This is a genomic window from Pedobacter sp. Leaf176, assembly GCF_001424305.1.
In the GTDB taxonomy this organism is placed as follows: domain Bacteria; phylum Bacteroidota; class Bacteroidia; order Sphingobacteriales; family Sphingobacteriaceae; genus Pedobacter.
In genome coordinates, this window is record NZ_LMPD01000002.1 from 262988 (window position 1) to 280452 (window position 17465).

Genomic DNA, 17465 nt, shown 5'->3' on the forward strand with positions numbered 1-17465 from the left:
GGCAGGCGGCTAAAGGCTAATTTAAATAAACATAAGTGATTCCATCTCCGCCTCTATCGGCATGTTCATCCTCCATTCTGTTCACCTGACTGTATTTTTTTAGGTATTCACGAATCATTTTCCTTAAAATGCCATCACCCTTACCATGAATCAGTTTGATAGATGGAAAACCGAGCATAATGGCTTTGTCTAAATATTTCTCAACTTCAAAAAGTGCATCCTCAGTTCTTTTTCCGCGGAGATCCAGTTCCGATCTAAATCCCGAAACGGCTTCATTCATTCTTCCGGCGAAAGAACCAGCACTACTTTGCGCCACCTTTTTTGCTTCTTTATTACTAATTTTCTGCACGCGGTTCTTTTTAACATTCGAACGCAAATCGCCAATTGCTAATACCAATTCATTTCTGTTAATTTCAAGGACAGTCCCAGTCGTTTCACTGTCAATAAATTTCACCCAATCCCCTACTTCTATTTCTCCACCAACAACAACAGGTTGAGGTTTCGGTTTCTCTTTAGGAACCGTATTTTTAGTCAATTCCTTTTGAAGATTATCACGCAGTTCTTTGGTAACTGCCTTATCGGCTTGTTTTTCCTTAATTTCAGCTATGGTATTTTCTACAAGCTTATTAGCATTCTTTATAATATTCTGAGCTTCTTGTTTTGCTTCTTTAATCAAAATACGTCTATTTTCATCGAGGAAAGCCCTTAGTTTTTCATTTTCGGCAACCAGGTTTTTAGCTTTATTTTGTTGATTTGCCAGACTGACCTTAGTATCATAAATCGTCTTCTTTTCACGTTCTAAATCAACCAACATGGTATCTACCCTATTTTGATTTGAACCCGTTTTTTGTCTAGCAAGTTCAATAACTTCTTTAGGCAAACCAATGTTCTGGGCAATTTCAAAGGCATAAGAACTTCCGGGTTTACCCATTTCCAAAATGTACAACGGTTTCATTTTCGAATTATCGAAAAGCATTGATGCATTTTCCAGTCCTGAGGTATTACCTGCAAAAAGTTTCAGATTTGAATAGTGTGTTGTAATTACGCCGCGGACTTTCTTGTTATTTAAAACTTCTAAAACAGCTTCAGCCATTGGCCCACCAAATTGTGGATCGGTACCCGTACCAAATTCATCAATTAAAACCATTGTTCTTGAGGATGCATGTTCCACGAAGTAGCGCATTTTCTTTAAATGTGCGCTGTATGTACTCAGATCGCTTTCGATAGACTGGTCATCTCCAATATCGGCGAAGATATTTTCAAATATACCGACTTCAGAATTGGCATCAACGGGGATTAACAAGCCTGTTTGTAACATAATCTGTAACAACCCAACCGTTTTCATACAAACAGATTTCCCCCCCGCATTCGGGCCAGAAACCAAAACGACACGTGTTTCGGCATCGATATGAATGTTTAGTGGCGTAACGGTTTTCTTTTCTATAGCAAAAGAAAGCGTTAATAATGGATGTCTTGCATTAATTAACTTCGTTTTGGGCTCCTTTAACAAACCCGGCATTTCAGCTTCAATATCGAGGGCGAACATCGCTTTTGCCCTTACGAAATCCAACTTTGTTAAAAAACCATGGTATGATAACAGCAATGGAGAATATGGTCTCAATTCATCTGTCAATGCAATAAATATCTTTATGATTTCTCTGCGCCTATCGAATTCTAAGTCTCGAAGTTTATTATTAAGTGCGAAAACCTCTTCAGGTTCTATATAAACCGTTTGTCCGGTTGCAGATTCATCGTGAACAAAACCTTTAAGCTTTCGCTTATTTTCGGCCAAAACAGGGATACACATCCGGCCGTCACGAATCGTTAAACTGCCGTCGGCAACCCAGTTATTTGCAATGGCTTGCTTATAAATAGAATCCATGCGTTTACGCACATCCTGTTCAGCTTTAGAAATGGAGGCCGTAATTTCCTGTAATTCTTTTGATGCATTTGGTTTTATTTTCCCCTTGGCATCAATCACATTTTCAATTTTCCGAAGGATGTTTTTTTCTATCGGCAAATGCTCAAATAATGCTTCCAAAGTTGGGTAAACCTCTACCCTTTCTTCAAAAAATCTCAATACAGAAAATACCGTCTGAAGCGACGTGTAAATCTGAAACCATTCGTCTTCCTGCAAATAGGTTCCTTCAACACGAATCTTTTCTACGAGCGCTTTAATATCAAAAAAGCTATTTATTTGTAGCGGTTCCTGATTTTGCAAAATGCTTTTAAACTCATTAGTCTGACGAAGAAATTTGTCAATCTGGTCAAAACGATTCATTACCTGCATTTTCTGCACCATCGCCTGTCCCATCGGACTTAAACAGTGCTTACTTATTAGCTGCCTGATTTCTAAAAATCCTAAACGTTCTAAACAATTTTCGGGATATAACATACTATTTAACTGCAGGGACAAATTTTCTTTTTGATTTAGCTATTGAATCGGCCTTTTCCATGGCTTTTTGCTGTTTCCCTAAACGTTGGGCAATACTCTTATACATCTTTTCCAAATCTTGAGGATGTTTATAATAGTAATTCATACTTTGCGCATATTTTGCAGAATCTATTCCGAATTTTTTATAAACACCTTTATAATATGCAGCAGCTACTTTTCTTGATGAATCTGCCATTGCTATCATAGAAATATAGCCATCAGCTACATGTATATCATATAATATATTTTGCATTTTATCAGGAGCAATAATGTTCGGTGGCATTTTTTGCCTACAACCAGCTAATGCAACCAGGGCCATTACAGCACATATCAATCTTCTCGTTTTCAATTTAAAATATATTTATTGCCCAAATTGCGGCAAGGTTATTAATTTTACACAAAAATAGTTATAAATGAGCATAGCTGATAATCTTAAACAGTATAAAAGTGAAGTGGAATCTGACGGCGTCAAGTTGATTGCTGTTTCAAAAACACAAACTACCGAAGCCATTTTGGAAGCTTATAGCGCCGGACAAAGAGTTTTCGGCGAAAACCATGTTCAGGAAATGGTTGATAAGCATTCCCAACTTCCTCAAGATATTGAATGGCACATGATTGGTCATTTACAAAGCAATAAAGTTAAGTACATTGCGCCATTTGTTAACCTGATTCATGGTGTTGATAGCCTGAAATTGCTACAAGAAATAAATAAACAAGCGGCAAAAAATAAACGTGTTATAGATTGCCTTTTACAAGTTTATATTGCAGATGAGGACACTAAATTTGGCTTAGGACACGACGAGATAATCGAACTTTTACGCTCTGATGAATATGCAGAATTTAAAAATATCAGGATAGTTGGTTTAATGGCGATTGCGACAAACACCAAAAATGAGAAACAAATTGCTATTGAATTCCATGAGTTAAAAGTATTTTTCGATGGGTTGAAGGTAAGTTTTTTCCGTAAAGACGACCATTTTAAAGCGCTATCAACCGGCATGAGTTCAGACTATAAAATTGCAATTGAAGAGGGAAGCACGATGGTTAGAATAGGAAGTGCCATTTTCGGGAAAAGAATTACCAAACATTTTAAAGCCGATGTTTCGGCAAATTAATATAGGAGATGGACTTAATTATTAGAACAGCAGTTGAAGACGACTGTGCGAGAATACTGGAACTTATAAATGAACTCGCGGTATATGAACGCGCGCCTGAAGAAGTGACGGTAACTCTTGAACATTTTATTGATGCCGGATTTGGGGAAAACCCGATTTGGAAGGCATTTGTTGCAACGGTTGATGGCGTAATTGTAGGTTTCGCACTTTATTACACTCGTTATTCTACCTGGAAAGGTTGCCGTTTGTATTTGGAAGACTTTATTGTAACCGAAGAACACCGGGGTAAAGGTATTGGTAAAGTGCTTTTTGAAAAGGTAATCGAAGAAACAAAAAATGGCAATTATAGCGGAATGGTATGGCAGGTTTTAAACTGGAATGAACCTGCAATAAATTTCTACAACAAATATAAAGCTCGGCTTGAAGAAGGTTGGTTAAATGCATCTTTTTCTAAAGAGCAGGTTAATGAATTTTAAATTATGGATATTTTTAAATTCGGTGGTGCCTCTGTTAAAGACGCCGATGGTGTAAGAAATTTGGCCAATATTGTTCGCAATTATAAAAAAGGCGAATTGCTAATTGTAATCTCGGCAATGGGAAAAATTACCAATAAGTTAGAGGAGCTCACATTTGCTTATCTGGCTCAATCTGATAAAGTACATGCAATTCTTGACGAGGTTAAACATTTTCATTTCAACTTAATAGAGGAATTATTTGAAGAAAAAGCAAGCGCTGTATATGATGATATAGCCAATACATTTGTAGAAATAGATTGGTTGATTGAAGATGAGCCTGAGAACAATCCAGATTATATTTACGACCAGATTGTCTCTATCGGCGAAGTTGTTTCAACCAAAATAATTGCCGCCTGGTTAAATGAAAGCAACAATAAGGCACTCTGGGTTGATGCAAGAAATTACATCCAAACTGATAACACCTATCGGGAAGGAAAGGTGGATTGGGATAAAACAAAACAGATCATTCAGAAAGATCTACTGCCTCTGATACATCAAAATATTATTGTAACACAAGGCTTTATTGGCGGCACGAGTGAAAATTATACAACAACTTTAGGCAGAGAGGGTTCGGATTATTCGGCAGCAATTTTTGCATCCTGCTTAGATGCAGAAGCTCTAACCATTTGGAAAGATGTTCCAGGCGTGTTAAATGCCGACCCTAAATGGTTTGATGAAACAGAAAAAATCCCCCAGCTTTCTTACCATGATGCAATTGAATTAACCTATTACGGTGCAACCGTTATCCATCCAAAAACGATAAAACCCTTGCAAAATAAAGGGATTCCGCTTTTCGTTCGTTCATTTATTCAACCGGAAGGTAGCGGAACAGCTATTACAAAAGACAATAATCCATTACCTGTCCCCTCCTTTATTTTCAAAGTAAATCAGGCCCTTATTTCGATTTTTCCAAAAGATTACTCTTTTATAATTGAAGAAAACCTGAGTAACATATTTGAGCTTTTTCATCAGCATAAAATCAAAATAAATACGATGTTAAACTCTGCAATTAGTTTTTCAGTTAGCGTGGATGACAATGAAGTAAAGATTGCAGAATTAACTCAGGCACTCTCGGCGCAGTTTACAGTGAAATACAATAGAGGTTTGGAACTTGTAACTATTCGATATTATAACCAGCAAACTATTGAAAGAGTTACAGTTGACAAAGATATTTTACTTGAAGTAAAAAGCAGACATACTTGCCAAATGGTAATGAAAAATAAAGCTTAAACTTATTTTTTATTGCTCCGCGGCAAGAAATATTCATAAATAAACCAACTAATCAAAAGGGTTCAAGATGAATCATTAAGGCATCAGCACATAACCTGACAAATGAATAGAAAAATTTTAGACAAGGCAGTACAAAATTATATTATTTCACATTTGAGTGCAGATGTAAATACGATTGCTTTAGCTAAAAGTCCTTTCGCCGGTATAAGTTCTGCTGAACTCGCAAACCAGATTACAGCAAAAAAGAAATCAGAAAAAAAGTTACCTACATGGTTTATCAAGGAGTGCATTTATTATCCTGCTGCACTTTCCATTGAGCAAACATCATCTGAAATTACAGCAAGATATAAGGCAAAATTAGTTAAAGGAAAGTCCTTAATTGATGTTACTGGTGGGTTTGGCGTTGATGCACTTGCTTTTGCAAAACATGTAGAGCAGGTTATTCACTGCGAGATCAACACAGAACTATCCGAAGTTGCGGAATATAATGCTGGAATATTAGGTTTCAGAAACATTAAATTTAAAGCTATTGACGGACTTGAATTTATCGAAAATTCAAAGAATAAATTTGACACAATATATATCGACCCTGCAAGACGTGCTGAAAAAGGTAAAGTCTTTATGCTAAAAGATTGTACGCCAAATGTAGCAGGCAATCTTGATTTGCTCCTTTCTAAAACGGACCGCATAATTATTAAAACAGCTCCCTTACTAGATATCTCAGCCGGCCTCTCGGAGTTAAAGAACGTTAGTGAAGTTCATGTCCTAAGCATCAAAAACGAGTGCAAAGAATTGATTTGGATAATTGATAAAGGATTTACGGCAGAACCAAAAATTATTGCGACGACTTTAAATCAGGAAGAGAAGGAATTTATTACGCTGAAAAATGAGTTTAGCGATGTTTCCTTTGCAGAAGTAATCAGTGCAGAAATGTATTTGTATGAACCCGATACAGCACTTTTAAAAACAGGCGCATTTAACTCAATCGGCGTACACTATAATTTACTTAAACTTCACCCGCAAACTCAATTATACGTGTCAAATCATATTCAAAAGAAATTTCCTGGAAGGATTTTCGAAATTAAAGAAATAATAACCACCGGAGATTTAAAAAAACAAAAATCATTGGTAGGGAATGTTATTGTCAGAAACTACCCTTCAAACCCGGAAGAACTGGTAAAAAAATACAAAATTAAGCCCGGCAAAGATGAATTTTTAATCTTTAGCAAGAATAGCCATGGAGAAAACATAGTCCTAAAAGCCTTAATAATTCAATATTACTAAAGCTGACAATTCATAGAAAAGCTTTATATGATGTCAAAAACTCTAAACTTTTTTCACGTTTACAGCTTGCAAACCTTTTCTTCCCTCTGCTATTTCGAATTCTACCTGATCATTTTCTTTTAAGCTTTCGATGCCGCCTATTACATCTTTGAAATGCACAAATAAATCTTTATTGTCTTCCTGAACAATAAAACCAAAGCCTTTTTGAGTATTAAACCATTTAACTTTTCCAGTAGCCATATAAAAATTAAAAATTGCGTAAAAAAACAGGACCCATATCGCCTTGCTTCTAACTATTCACAACTAATTTGAATTTATATTTAAAAAAAATGCCAAATAAGCGCCAATCTCAAAACAAAACTATCAAATATAATAATTTATAGACATAATGCATCCTCACTTTAGTTACGTAGTGAGAATTATGCACCATCCGTAGCATAAAAATCATTTATTTGGCTGAGGTGTTGTGCGCAAGTATGGTCTAACCACGGTATGGCCTTTTGGAAATTTCTCAGGTATATCTCCAGTTTTAATGCTATTCACGACTATAACATCTTCACCGTCTTGCCAGTCTGCAGGTGTAGCAACACTATAATTTGCCGTTAACTGCAGCGAATCAATTACCCTTAAAACCTCATTAAAATTCCTGCCTGTAGAAGCCGGGTAGCTAATAATCAATTTTACCTTTTTATCAGGACTGATAACAAACAAAGACCGAACGGTTAGCGTTTCTGATGCGTTTGGATGAATCATGTCATAAAGATTTGCAACGGTTCTATCCGGGTCGGCAATTATTGGAAACTCTACAGAAGTATTTTGTGTCTCATTAATATCATTGATCCAGCCTTTGTGTGATTCGGCAGAGTCTACACTAATGGCAAGAACTTTCACATTCCTCTTTTCAAACTCACCTTTCAATGCAGCTGTACGACCCAATTCTGTCGTGCAAACAGGTGTGTAATCTGCCGGGTGCGAAAATAAAACACCCCAGTTATCACCCAGGTAATCGTAAAAATCAATTTCTCCAATTGATGTATTTGACTGAAAATTTGGTGCAGTATCGCCTAATCTTATGCTCATAATATTAATTTAATTAATGCAGACAAATTTAATAAAAAGTATATTAAAAAGATAGACTTTATATATAATCAATAAAATTGTAAGGCATAAAAAAAACCCGAAGGGCTTAGCCTTCAAGGTTTAAATATTAATTTGTTTGGGTAATTAATAAACTTTAATCATGAACACATAGTCCTGCAACCTCTCTATTTGTTGTGTACGCTTTAATCCTGATAATAAACTTTTCTTGTTTGTTACCAATTTCTTACCTAAAGAATCTTGAGGAATTGCACTCATGGCCTCTAAAATAAATTTCGATTTTATAGCAAAGGCTGCACCTTCAGTTTGATCAGGTTTACCGCTGATGATGCCGACTAGATTACCGTTGTTATCTAATAATGGCCCTCCGCTATTTCCAGGGTTCACCGGAATGGCAACCTGATATTGAGTTGTATCGCCAATAAACCCATTTTTAGAGCTTACGTAACCTTCTCCCAATACAGCGTCATCTTTTGAATAGCCAAGCGTATACACATTTTCACCAATACTGCTGCCACCTCTTTTAATCGTATAAGGCAATGATGACAGATAAGAAAAATTCTTATCACTAACCTTTAAAATCGCCATGTCATATTGGGCATCCGTATAAACTGCTTTAACCTTAAAAGACTCACCTTTACTATTCTGTACGTAAATAGAATCGGCACCATTAATGACATGTAAATTGGTTAAAATATAGCCGTTTGTCGAAATAGCAAAACCAGTACCACCATACCGACCTGGATTTCCGGCCTTATTAGGAACAGCATTATTATTTGTGTTAATCTTTCTGATTAAGCTGTTCTGCGTTTTTAGCGCATTGGTTACCTGATTACTTAATTGAACGTATCTATCAGTCTGCTGACTGTTGTGTTGTATTGAATAAATAGAAACTAATGACAATATAATAAATGAAGCGGCAACTGCGATTGCAGATTTGTGTTTACGCCATAATTGAACGATACGGGACGGATGAGGCGCAACCTCTGCAACAAGACCATCAACATCTATTTCTGAATGAATTTGCTCTAATTGCTCTTTTAAAAGCAATTGTTGTGCGTATTCCTCCATTGTATGTAAGAACACTTTATGTGAAACAACTTTATGATCTACAGCTGCATCTTTACGTCGCAACTGTTCAAAAGCCTCAGTTTCCTGTGGATTGAGTTTACCTAAAAGATAATCTTCAATAATTGCATCTAACTCTAAATCGTTTCTCATCTCAATTATTAATGTTGAAAAAATATTTTCTTTAACCTTTGCAGGCACTTATACTTTTGTGTTTTTGCATTATCTGTATTAGTATAACCAAATTTTTCACAAATATCCTGCATGGATAAACTATGTATGTAAAAATCCTGAATAATAGTTTTACAGGGTTCACCCAGATGTTCCAGAGCGGACTGCATTTTAACAAAAGCGGCATCCCTTTCTTCATGGCGTTCTATGTCATCCTCGACCACAAACACATCTTCATAATCAGTTATATTTCCTGACTTCCTACTATTTAGACTCAATTTTTTCAGCCAGATACGACGACATACCGAATAAATATATGTTTTTAACTTGCTGCTGAGTTCGAAATCTCCTTCTTTAACTTTATTGTGTAAAATAATAATCGCTTCCTGATAAACGTCTTTTGCATCATCCTCATCACCGTTATTATTAAGAATAAATTGCAAAATCATCGCAAAATGTGCCTTGTATAACTTATTTAATGTATCTGCTGAGTTATTTAGAATACCTAAAATAAACTCTCTATCTGTTGGAACTGAACTCTTTAAATCCTTATTCACCAATTAATACGTTTTTCTGTAAATAGTAACCCAATATTAGATAAAAAAATATTTATAGCTACTAACTTAAGACTAAATAGTATCCACACCGAAACGGTAACCTGCATTTAAAAAAATATTTTCACTTTTTTAAAAATTGTTGGGTTACCTTTCTACCTTTGCGGCATTAATGATAAATTAATTAATACTTAAAAAAATCAAAAATGAAAAATTCATTCAAATTAGGCTTTTTAGCTTTAGCATTATCTTTATCAGTAGCAGCTTGTAACTCAGAGAAAAAAGCTGAAGGTGCTGATACTACTGCAACTGATTCAACTACAATCGTTACTGATACTACTGCAAAAGATACTACAGTAACTGATTCAACTGTAAAAGATACTTCAGTTAAAGTAACTACTGAGAAAACTGAAGTTAAACACTAGTTTACCTTTACTTATAGCAAAAGGCTTTGGGTTTTCTTAAAGCCTTTTTATTTTTTTTATTTTTTTTGGGTTACCTTTTTTAAAACCCGGTATAAAGAGTAATTAATAAATAAAACAAAAAAAACTCGAATATGAAAAATGCATTCAAATTAGGCTTTTTAGCTCTAGCTTTATCTTTATCAGTTGCAGCTTGTAACTCAGAAAAAAAAGAAGGTGGTGCTGATACTACTGTAACTGATTCTTCTACAATCGTTACTGATACTACCGCGGTTGATACAACAGTAACTGATTCTACAGTTAAAGACACAACAGTTAAAGCAACAACTGAAAAAACAGAAGTAAAACACTAGTTTTAAATTTATTTTATAGAAAAAGACTTTAGATTTTATCTAAAGTCTTTTTTTTGCTCAAAAAACGTTACTTTTTTTACTATAATTGTGTTGATATTAATTAAATAATAAAAAACCAAACAAAAAAATCAAAAGAAAATGAAAAATGCATTCAAATTGGGCTTTTTAGCTTTAGCTTTGTCTCTATCAGTAGTTGCTTGTTCGGAAAAAAAAGCTGAAGGTGCTGATTCTACGGTTGTAGATTCAACTGTTGTTGATACAACTGTTAAAGACACAACTGCAAAAGATACTATGGTAAAAGATACCACGGTAGCGGACACAGCTAAAAAATAGTTTAAGGTTATTCATGAAAGGCTTTGATTTATTTCAAAGCCTTTTTTTGTTTGCGAACAATTCTTTCGGTCACTTACCCCACAAAATCCATCAATTGTAGTAAATTTGCGGCATAACTATAATACTCATAATGAACTTGACATCGCTACAAGCTATTTCACCAATTGATGGTCGTTACAGAAAGACAACGGAGGGTTTGGCTGCTTACTTCTCAGAGGAAGCCCTGATAAAATATCGCGTTTTTATTGAAATTGAATATTTTATCGCGCTCTGTGAAATTGACTTGCCCGGCTTAGAAAAATTCGATAAAACCCTTTATGCTGAATTGAGAAAAATTCACCAAAATTTTTCTGAAAATGATGCACTTGAAATTAAAGAAACAGAGAAAGTTACCAACCACGATGTCAAAGCAGTTGAATATTTTATTAAAAGTAAATTCGATGCTTTAGCTCTTAACGATTACAAGGAATTTATCCACTTCGGATTAACCTCCCAGGATATTAATAATACCGCTATACCCTATTCGATTAAATTGGCTTTAGCCGAGAGTTATTACCCGGCAATTGAATCATTAATCAACAAAATCAATCAACTGGCTGTTGAATGGGCAGCCATTCCAATGCTTGCACACACACATGGTCAGCCTGCATCACCTACCAAACTGGGCAAAGAATTTCTGGTATTTGCAGAAAGGCTTGCTATTCAACTTCATAGTTTGAAAGCAATTCCCAACAGTGCAAAGTTCGGCGGTGCTACAGGAAATTTCAATGCACACCATATTGCCTATCCGCAAGTTAACTGGATTGATTTTTCCAATAAATTTGTGAATGAAACCTTAGGCTTATCAAGAGCTCAATACACCACACAAATTGAACATTACGACCAGTTTGCTGCACAATGTGATGCCTTTAAACGCATTAATAACATCATAATTGATCTGGATAGGGACATTTGGACTTACATATCAAAAAATTATTTTAAGCAAAAAATCAAGGCTGGAGAGATTGGCTCATCCGCAATGCCACATAAAGTTAACCCGATTGATTTTGAGAATGCTGAAGGTAACGCCGGAATTGCGAATGCATTATTTGAATTTTTTGCTGCAAAACTTCCAATCTCACGTTTGCAAAGGGATTTAACAGATTCTACCGTTTTGAGAAACGTAGGTGTACCAATTGGGCATACCTTAATCGCCATTAATTCAACTTTACGTGGCTTAAATAAAATTCTTTTAAACGAGACTGCTTTACATGCAGATTTGGATGATAACTGGGCAGTTGTTGCCGAGGCGATACAAACGGTATTGAGGAGAGAGAACTATCCAAATCCATACGAAGCCTTAAAAGAATTAACAAGAACAAATTCAAAAATCAATGCAGCCAGCATTGCTGAGTTTATAGAAGGATTGCTGGTTTCTGATACAGTTAAAAATCAGTTAAGAGCCATAACGCCATTTAATTATACAGGCGTTTTTTAGTTAATTAAATTGACGCTAAACAGACAGCTTATAAAAGTTTAATTGGGCAGTATTTGTTAATTTTGTTTATTATAAATGATTAAGACATGACCATTAACGTATATACAGAACAAACGCCTAACCCGGCAACCATGAAATTCATGGTTAATAAATTATTGATTAACGGGAGCGAAGATTTTGCTACTAAAGAAAGTGCGGAGCATTCTCCTTTTGCAAAGGAACTCTTCAAGTTTAATTTTGTTTCCGGTGTATTTTTTGCCAGTAATTTCGTTACGATAACGAAAACTGATGACGCAGAATGGGCTGATATTGAGGCTATATTAAAAGAATTTGTTAAAGGTGCTGTTGAGTCCGAACTTAAAATAAAAGACGCAACTGCGGAAGAAGCTCCTGCATTTGAAGGGTCTGAAACTGAAATTAAGATACAACAGATTTTGCACGATTATGTTCGTCCTGCAGTTGAGCAAGATGGTGGTGCAATAACTTATAAATCTTTTGATGAAGGTGTTGTAACCGTAGAACTTCGTGGTTCTTGTAGTGGTTGCCCATCATCTACAATTACACTTAAATCTGGTATCCAGAATTTACTTCAGAGAATGGTTCCAGAGGTGACGGAAGTAGTTTCCGAAGCATTATAAACAGCGAATTTTCAAATTATAAGGAAGCCCGCAGTAGCGGGCTTTTTTGTGTGTATGCATGCCCATGTTCCGCAGATATGGTTGTCATGCCGTATCACTTAAACCTTCAAGCATCTACAAAATGTGGATTCAGCGGGAAATTTAACATGATTTGCGTCCAAAGCGAATATTTACTGTCGGCAAATGCTTAAAGTTCCCACAGAATTCGCTGAACACGCAGAATAATTTAATCTTTGAATTATTGATTTTGAATCTGCGAAAATCTGCGGATTCAGCGGGAGAATTAATATGTATTTTGCGCCTGAGGCGAATATTTCACTATCTGCAAGTGCTTAAGGCTCCCGCAGAATTCGCTAAATACGCAAAATAACTTAACCTTTAAACTATTGATATTGAATCTGCGAAAATCTGCGGATTCAGCGGAAAAACTAATCTGTTAATTAAAGTACTTCTTGATAGAAGCCAGCATTTCAGCAGTTAGCTTCCCATTGGTGGCAAGAATTTCCCTTTTAGTAAAATATTCATTTCCTCCGGCAAAATCAAACACCTCTCCTCCTGCTTGCTGAATGATGAAGCATCCCGCCGCAAAATCCCATTGTTGTAAATTGAATTCAAAGAAAGCGTCGAAACGACCACAAGCAGTATATACCAAATCTACTGCGGCTGCACCAATCCGGCGAACGCCGTGACTTTTCTGCATCATTTCCGCCAACAAGTTTAGATATTGAGGTTGCTTATCAAATTGATAATATGGAAAACCTGTTGCCAACAAACTTGATTTTAGATCCGGATTAACAGAAACCTGAATTTCCTTTTTATTCAGAAATGCACATCCGCCTTTATAAGCATAAAACATTTCACTTCTGTTTAATTCGTAAACAACGCCTAAAACTGGTAACCCGTCTTCATAAAGCGCAACACTTATTCCATAAGCCGGAATTCCGTGTATAAAGTTTGTTGTCCCATCCAAAGGATCGATTATCCATTTGTAAGTTTTACCTTCTCTACTCATGGTTTTCTCCTCAGTAATAAAGCCTGCGTCAGGAATTAGTTTTTCAAGGTTTTGAACGAGTTTTAACTCTGCGGTCTTGTCTACATAGGAAACCATGTCGTTCAAGCCTTTATACTCGATTTTATTTGCATCAAATTGCATTGCTTCCTTACGGATAAAATTTCCGGTTAGCTTTACAATTGAAATGACTTTATTGCATAGTAATTCGTAATTCATGATAGATTAACAACAAACCGATTTAGGTTGTTGAGATTAAATGAAATTATTGAGAAATTAGGCGAGTTTGTTTTTATTTCTGAGTGCATAAATGCTTAAAGCAATACCACCGATAACAAGAAACGTTGAAATCATTTCTGCCTGTGTAAATGATAAACCGAAAACATGGTATTTTGAATTTACGCGGATCAACTCGATAAAAAACCGCTCAACGCCATTTAATATCATGTAAATACCAAACATTAAGCCAGGTGCTTTTATTTTATCGCGAATGCTCCATAGAAAAGCGAATAGAATCAAACAAACAATAACCTCATAAAGCGGCGTTGGATAAACACCCTCCGCAAGTTCGTTGCAGAATTTTCCCGTGCATCCTGGAATTGGAATGCCTTCACCAACTACATTATTCGGATATTTGTAAGACCATAACCAATCAGGCAACCAGGAAAACGGCTTTGGATTTGGATTAACAATTCCCCAATCTCCATCTCCGGATAGATGACAACCAATCCGCCCTACGGCGTAAGCAAGCATCATGCCCGGTCCGCCTACATCGAGCATATGCAATGGTTTTATACCATGCTTTTTAGCTATAAATAAAACTGCTGCACCACCACAAATTAAGCCGCCGTAAAAAGTAAAACCACCGGCAGATAAGATTCTCTCTATTGGATGTTGCACAAAATCATCCCAATATTCTAATTCATCAAAAATTTTGGCCCCTAAAAAACCACAAACTGCCGCCCAAACAATGAGGTTACTCATAATTTGATAAGGATGAACGGTAACTTCAACCTCCTTAGGTTTAGGCAACTGAACTTTATTTTTCTCTTTGTAATCCCAATAAGCAAACAAACCACCTAAAACCAATCCGCCGATTATATTTCCTTTTAGGGAAAGTAAAACGACTTCGATATTATCAGCAGCAAGCTGGTAGTTCGTGATTAAATAAAAAAGTTTATAACCAATGATAAAACCGAATAAACCATTTAAAATAAGATCGCTTGTACTTGCTGGTAGCCCTAACGTTACTTTCTTTTTAAATGAATGAAGTATGCCTAATGCTTCTTTACGTTTCAACTCCTGAGCAAAGGCCCAATAACCGGCCACGAATGCTAAAGCTACAAATAAACCAAATGTCTTAAATGGAAGCGGTAAGTCGATACCAAAAAGGTACTCTAAAAAGTGTGAAACGGTAGGAAACATACAAATAATTTGAAGCGAAGATAGTAAAGAAAGCGTAAAGCTGAAAGGTTAAAGCAGAAAGCTCAAACACCAAAGCAGAAAGGACAAAGCGTAAAGACCAAAGCGGAAAGGCTAAAAATTCACGATATGTAGTAATCGAATACTCAAATCTTGATACATGATACTTGCTACCTGACACTTACCACCTGATACTAAAATGCTAATGATGGGCATAAACCGTTTCAAGTTCAGCAACTTCAACTTCCCCATCCGCAGTTAATTCCAAAAGTTTAACACTTTTTAATTCATTAACCATTATCGGGTCGTACTTGGCACGAACTTTTACATAGTTTTTCGTGAAACCATGCATGAAGCCCATTTTCTGGTCTGCTTCGAATAAAACTTCAGCTTCAGTACCAATTTGAGACTCATAAAAAGCCCTGCGTTTTTTATCAGATAAAATATGGAGCATTTTACTACGCTCGTTGCGTTCGCTTGCTGTAACAACGCCTTTCATTTCAGCTGCGGCAGTTAACTCTCGTTCTGAATAAGTAAACACATGCAGGTAAGAGATATCAAGCTGGTTGAGAAATTGATAAGTATCAAGAAAATCTTCCTTTGTTTCGCCGGGAAAGCCAACAATAACATCGACTCCAATGCAACAATTCGGCATAACCTCTTTAATTTTCCCTACACGTTCTACATATAAATCTCGACGGTAACGTCGACGCATTAAACCTAATATTTTATCAGAACCAGACTGTAAAGGAATATGAAAATGTGGGACGAAACGTTTCGAAGTTGATACAAACTGAATAATTTCGTTGCTTAAAAGATTAGGCTCTATCGAAGAAATCCTTATCCGCTCAATTCCATCTACTTCATCCAATGCTTTGACCAAATCGAAAAATTTATCCTCTCTCTGTCCATTACGAATTCCAAAATCTCCAAGATTTACACCCGTTAAAACAATCTCCTTAACACCACTTTCCGCTATCATTCTCGCACGATTAACAACATTCTCAATTGTATCGCTGCGACTGGCACCACGAGCTAAAGGAATAGTACAATAAGTACAAGGGTAATCGCAACCGTCCTGAACCTTTAAAAAAGTACGGGTTCTGTCACCGATAGAATAAGAGGCAATAAAATTATGATTCACTTTTTCTATATTCTGCTGATGAACAATTGCTTTCGGATTTTTTGTCAAATCTGAAATGTATTCAACAATCCTAAATTTTTCCGCAGCACCCAGAACCATGTCTACACCTTCTATTTCTGCAATTTCCTGAGGCTTTAACTGCGCATAGCAGCCGACAATGGTAACATATGCGTTAGGCGCATATTTTAATGCTTCTTTTACGACTTTACGACACTTTTTGTCCGCGTGCTCAGTAACTGAACATGTGTTGATTACATAAACGTCTGCTGCATCCTGAAACGCAACTACAGCATAACCTGCGTCAGTAAATAAACGCCCGATGGTAGACGTTTCTGAAAAGTTTAACTTACAACCTAAAGTATAGAATGCGACTTTTTTCATTTAGCCTGCAAAGATAATTAAAAATTAGTTTTCAGTGGCGATTCTCGCTCACCAACTCAGTTGGTAATTTGTCAATTTAAGTTAACTCCACCTGAAAATCATTAATTGATACTATTTTTCCTGCCAGCGATAACTTTCCAAATCGAAACCTGCGATATCCAAAACACGGTTAACGACAGTTTCCGCTACTTCTTCGATTGTTTTCGGCAGACTATAAAAGGACGGATTTGCCGGGCAGATAATTCCCCCTGCTTCAGCTATAATTTTCATATTATTTATGTGAATTAAGCTAAATGGAGTATCACGGACAACTGCAATTAACTTCCTTCGTTCCTTGAGTACAACATCAGCTGCTCTGGAAATTAAATCATTAGAGATTCCATGCGCTATTCTGCCTAATGTACCCATAGAACAGGGCACGATTATCATGGTGTCATATTTAGCGGAACCTGAAGCGAATGGCGCATTAAAATCATTTTTGTTATAAAATGTAAAATTATAATCGCTGTAACCCTCGTTTCCAAGCTCAAACAGCCATACGTCTTTTGCGTTATCGCTCATCACTACTCCAACTGCTTCTATCTGTCCATCCAGCTCAGACAATTTATCGAAAAGCAGTTTTGCATATATTGAACCACTGGCACCTGTTACGGCAACTATTATTTTTTTCTTTTTCATTATGAAACAAATATAATGTTATACCAAATAAAAAAGGGCCGAATACAAGTATTCGACCCTACATCTACCTATGAAAAACATACCCTCGAAAGGGTAAGAACAAATATATATATTTTTTTAAAAAAAGCTTAGGCTGAAC

General features: G+C 36.0%; 19 protein-coding genes. 9 read left to right on the plus strand and 10 right to left on the minus strand.

Going from position 1 to position 17465, the window contains the following annotated elements; all coding sequences use genetic code 11:
- Positions 1-16 precede the first annotated feature (16 nt).
- Together ASF92_RS06575 and ASF92_RS06580 are read right to left on the minus strand one after the other, a co-directional pair.
- Positions 17-2395 carry an endonuclease MutS2 gene (locus tag ASF92_RS06575; RefSeq protein WP_056089726.1) on the minus strand — a complete coding sequence of 793 codons (2379 nt, stop codon included), beginning with the start codon at positions 2393-2395 and terminating at the stop codon, positions 17-19.
- Between the two features lies 1 nt (position 2396).
- On the minus strand, positions 2397-2783 hold the full coding sequence (locus tag ASF92_RS06580) for a DUF4296 domain-containing protein (RefSeq protein ID WP_157263754.1): 387 nt from the start codon (positions 2781-2783) through the stop codon (positions 2397-2399).
- Positions 2784-2847: 64 nt separating this feature from the next.
- On the opposite strand from ASF92_RS06580, the gene ASF92_RS06585 reads away from it, so the two are divergent.
- The 4 genes from ASF92_RS06585 to ASF92_RS06600 all read left to right on the plus strand — a co-directional run bounded on the left by ASF92_RS06585 (position 2848) and on the right by ASF92_RS06600 (position 6578).
- A complete protein-coding gene (locus tag ASF92_RS06585) occupies positions 2848-3549 on the plus strand; it encodes a YggS family pyridoxal phosphate-dependent enzyme (protein ID WP_056089734.1) in 702 nt (233 codons plus the stop codon).
- 8 nt (positions 3550-3557) lie between these two features.
- A complete protein-coding gene (locus ASF92_RS06590) occupies positions 3558-4025 on the plus strand; it encodes a GNAT family N-acetyltransferase (RefSeq protein WP_056089736.1) in 468 nt (155 codons plus the stop codon).
- Positions 4026-4028: 3 nt separating this feature from the next.
- The gene (locus tag ASF92_RS06595) at positions 4029-5294 is read left to right on the plus strand and encodes an aspartate kinase (protein WP_056089738.1); all 1266 of its coding nucleotides are present in this window, start codon (positions 4029-4031) and stop codon (positions 5292-5294) included.
- A gap of 102 nt (positions 5295-5396) precedes the next feature.
- Positions 5397-6578, plus strand: a complete 1182-nt coding sequence (locus ASF92_RS06600) for a class I SAM-dependent methyltransferase (RefSeq protein ID WP_056089741.1) — start codon at positions 5397-5399, stop codon at positions 6576-6578.
- A 42-nt stretch (positions 6579-6620) separates the two neighbouring features.
- Here the strand turns inward: ASF92_RS06600 and ASF92_RS06605 are convergent, their stop codons facing one another.
- The 4 genes from ASF92_RS06605 to ASF92_RS06620 all read right to left on the minus strand — a co-directional run bounded on the left by ASF92_RS06605 (position 6621) and on the right by ASF92_RS06620 (position 9472).
- Positions 6621-6818 (minus strand): cold-shock protein, encoded by a 198-nt coding sequence (locus ASF92_RS06605; RefSeq protein WP_056089744.1) that lies wholly within the window; start codon positions 6816-6818, stop codon positions 6621-6623.
- Positions 6819-7022: 204 nt separating this feature from the next.
- Positions 7023-7658: a peroxiredoxin gene (locus ASF92_RS06610; protein ID WP_056089747.1), complete on the minus strand. Its 636-nt coding sequence runs from the start codon at positions 7656-7658 to the stop codon at positions 7023-7025.
- 144 nt (positions 7659-7802) lie between these two features.
- The gene (locus ASF92_RS06615; protein ID WP_056089750.1) at positions 7803-8897 is read right to left on the minus strand and encodes a serine protease; all 1095 of its coding nucleotides are present in this window, start codon (positions 8895-8897) and stop codon (positions 7803-7805) included.
- Positions 8898-8905: 8 nt separating this feature from the next.
- Positions 8906-9472: an RNA polymerase sigma factor gene (locus ASF92_RS06620; protein ID WP_056091032.1), complete on the minus strand. Its 567-nt coding sequence runs from the start codon at positions 9470-9472 to the stop codon at positions 8906-8908.
- Positions 9473-9675: 203 nt separating this feature from the next.
- Between ASF92_RS06620 and ASF92_RS06625 the strand changes: the two genes are divergently transcribed.
- From ASF92_RS06625 to ASF92_RS06645, 5 genes are all read left to right on the plus strand, one after another.
- Positions 9676-9894 (plus strand): hypothetical protein, encoded by a 219-nt coding sequence (locus ASF92_RS06625; protein WP_056089753.1) that lies wholly within the window; start codon positions 9676-9678, stop codon positions 9892-9894.
- Between the two features lie 131 nt (positions 9895-10025).
- Complete coding sequence (locus ASF92_RS06630) at positions 10026-10244, plus strand: hypothetical protein (RefSeq protein WP_056089757.1); 219 nt, start codon at positions 10026-10028, stop codon at positions 10242-10244.
- Positions 10245-10382: 138 nt separating this feature from the next.
- A complete protein-coding gene (locus ASF92_RS06635) occupies positions 10383-10577 on the plus strand; it encodes a hypothetical protein (protein ID WP_056089763.1) in 195 nt (64 codons plus the stop codon).
- A gap of 130 nt (positions 10578-10707) precedes the next feature.
- On the plus strand, positions 10708-12054 hold the full coding sequence (gene purB, locus ASF92_RS06640; RefSeq protein WP_056089766.1) for an adenylosuccinate lyase: 1347 nt from the start codon (positions 10708-10710) through the stop codon (positions 12052-12054).
- Between the two features lie 86 nt (positions 12055-12140).
- Positions 12141-12692 carry a NifU family protein gene (locus tag ASF92_RS06645; RefSeq protein ID WP_056089769.1) on the plus strand — a complete coding sequence of 184 codons (552 nt, stop codon included), beginning with the start codon at positions 12141-12143 and terminating at the stop codon, positions 12690-12692.
- Positions 12693-13128: 436 nt separating this feature from the next.
- Here ASF92_RS06645 and ASF92_RS06650 read toward each other — a convergent pair whose 3' ends face one another.
- From ASF92_RS06650 to ASF92_RS06665, 4 genes are all read right to left on the minus strand, one after another.
- Positions 13129-13920: an inositol monophosphatase family protein gene (locus tag ASF92_RS06650; RefSeq protein WP_056089772.1), complete on the minus strand. Its 792-nt coding sequence runs from the start codon at positions 13918-13920 to the stop codon at positions 13129-13131.
- A 57-nt stretch (positions 13921-13977) separates the two neighbouring features.
- Positions 13978-15126, minus strand: coding sequence for a prolipoprotein diacylglyceryl transferase (locus ASF92_RS06655; protein ID WP_056089773.1), 1149 nt, complete (start codon positions 15124-15126; stop codon positions 13978-13980).
- Positions 15127-15325: 199 nt separating this feature from the next.
- Positions 15326-16648, minus strand: coding sequence for a tRNA (N(6)-L-threonylcarbamoyladenosine(37)-C(2))-methylthiotransferase MtaB (gene mtaB / locus ASF92_RS06660; protein ID WP_056089776.1), 1323 nt, complete (start codon positions 16646-16648; stop codon positions 15326-15328).
- Between the two features lie 111 nt (positions 16649-16759).
- A complete protein-coding gene (locus ASF92_RS06665) occupies positions 16760-17326 on the minus strand; it encodes a UbiX family flavin prenyltransferase (RefSeq protein ID WP_056089779.1) in 567 nt (188 codons plus the stop codon).
- Between the last annotated feature and the right edge of the window lie 139 nt (positions 17327-17465).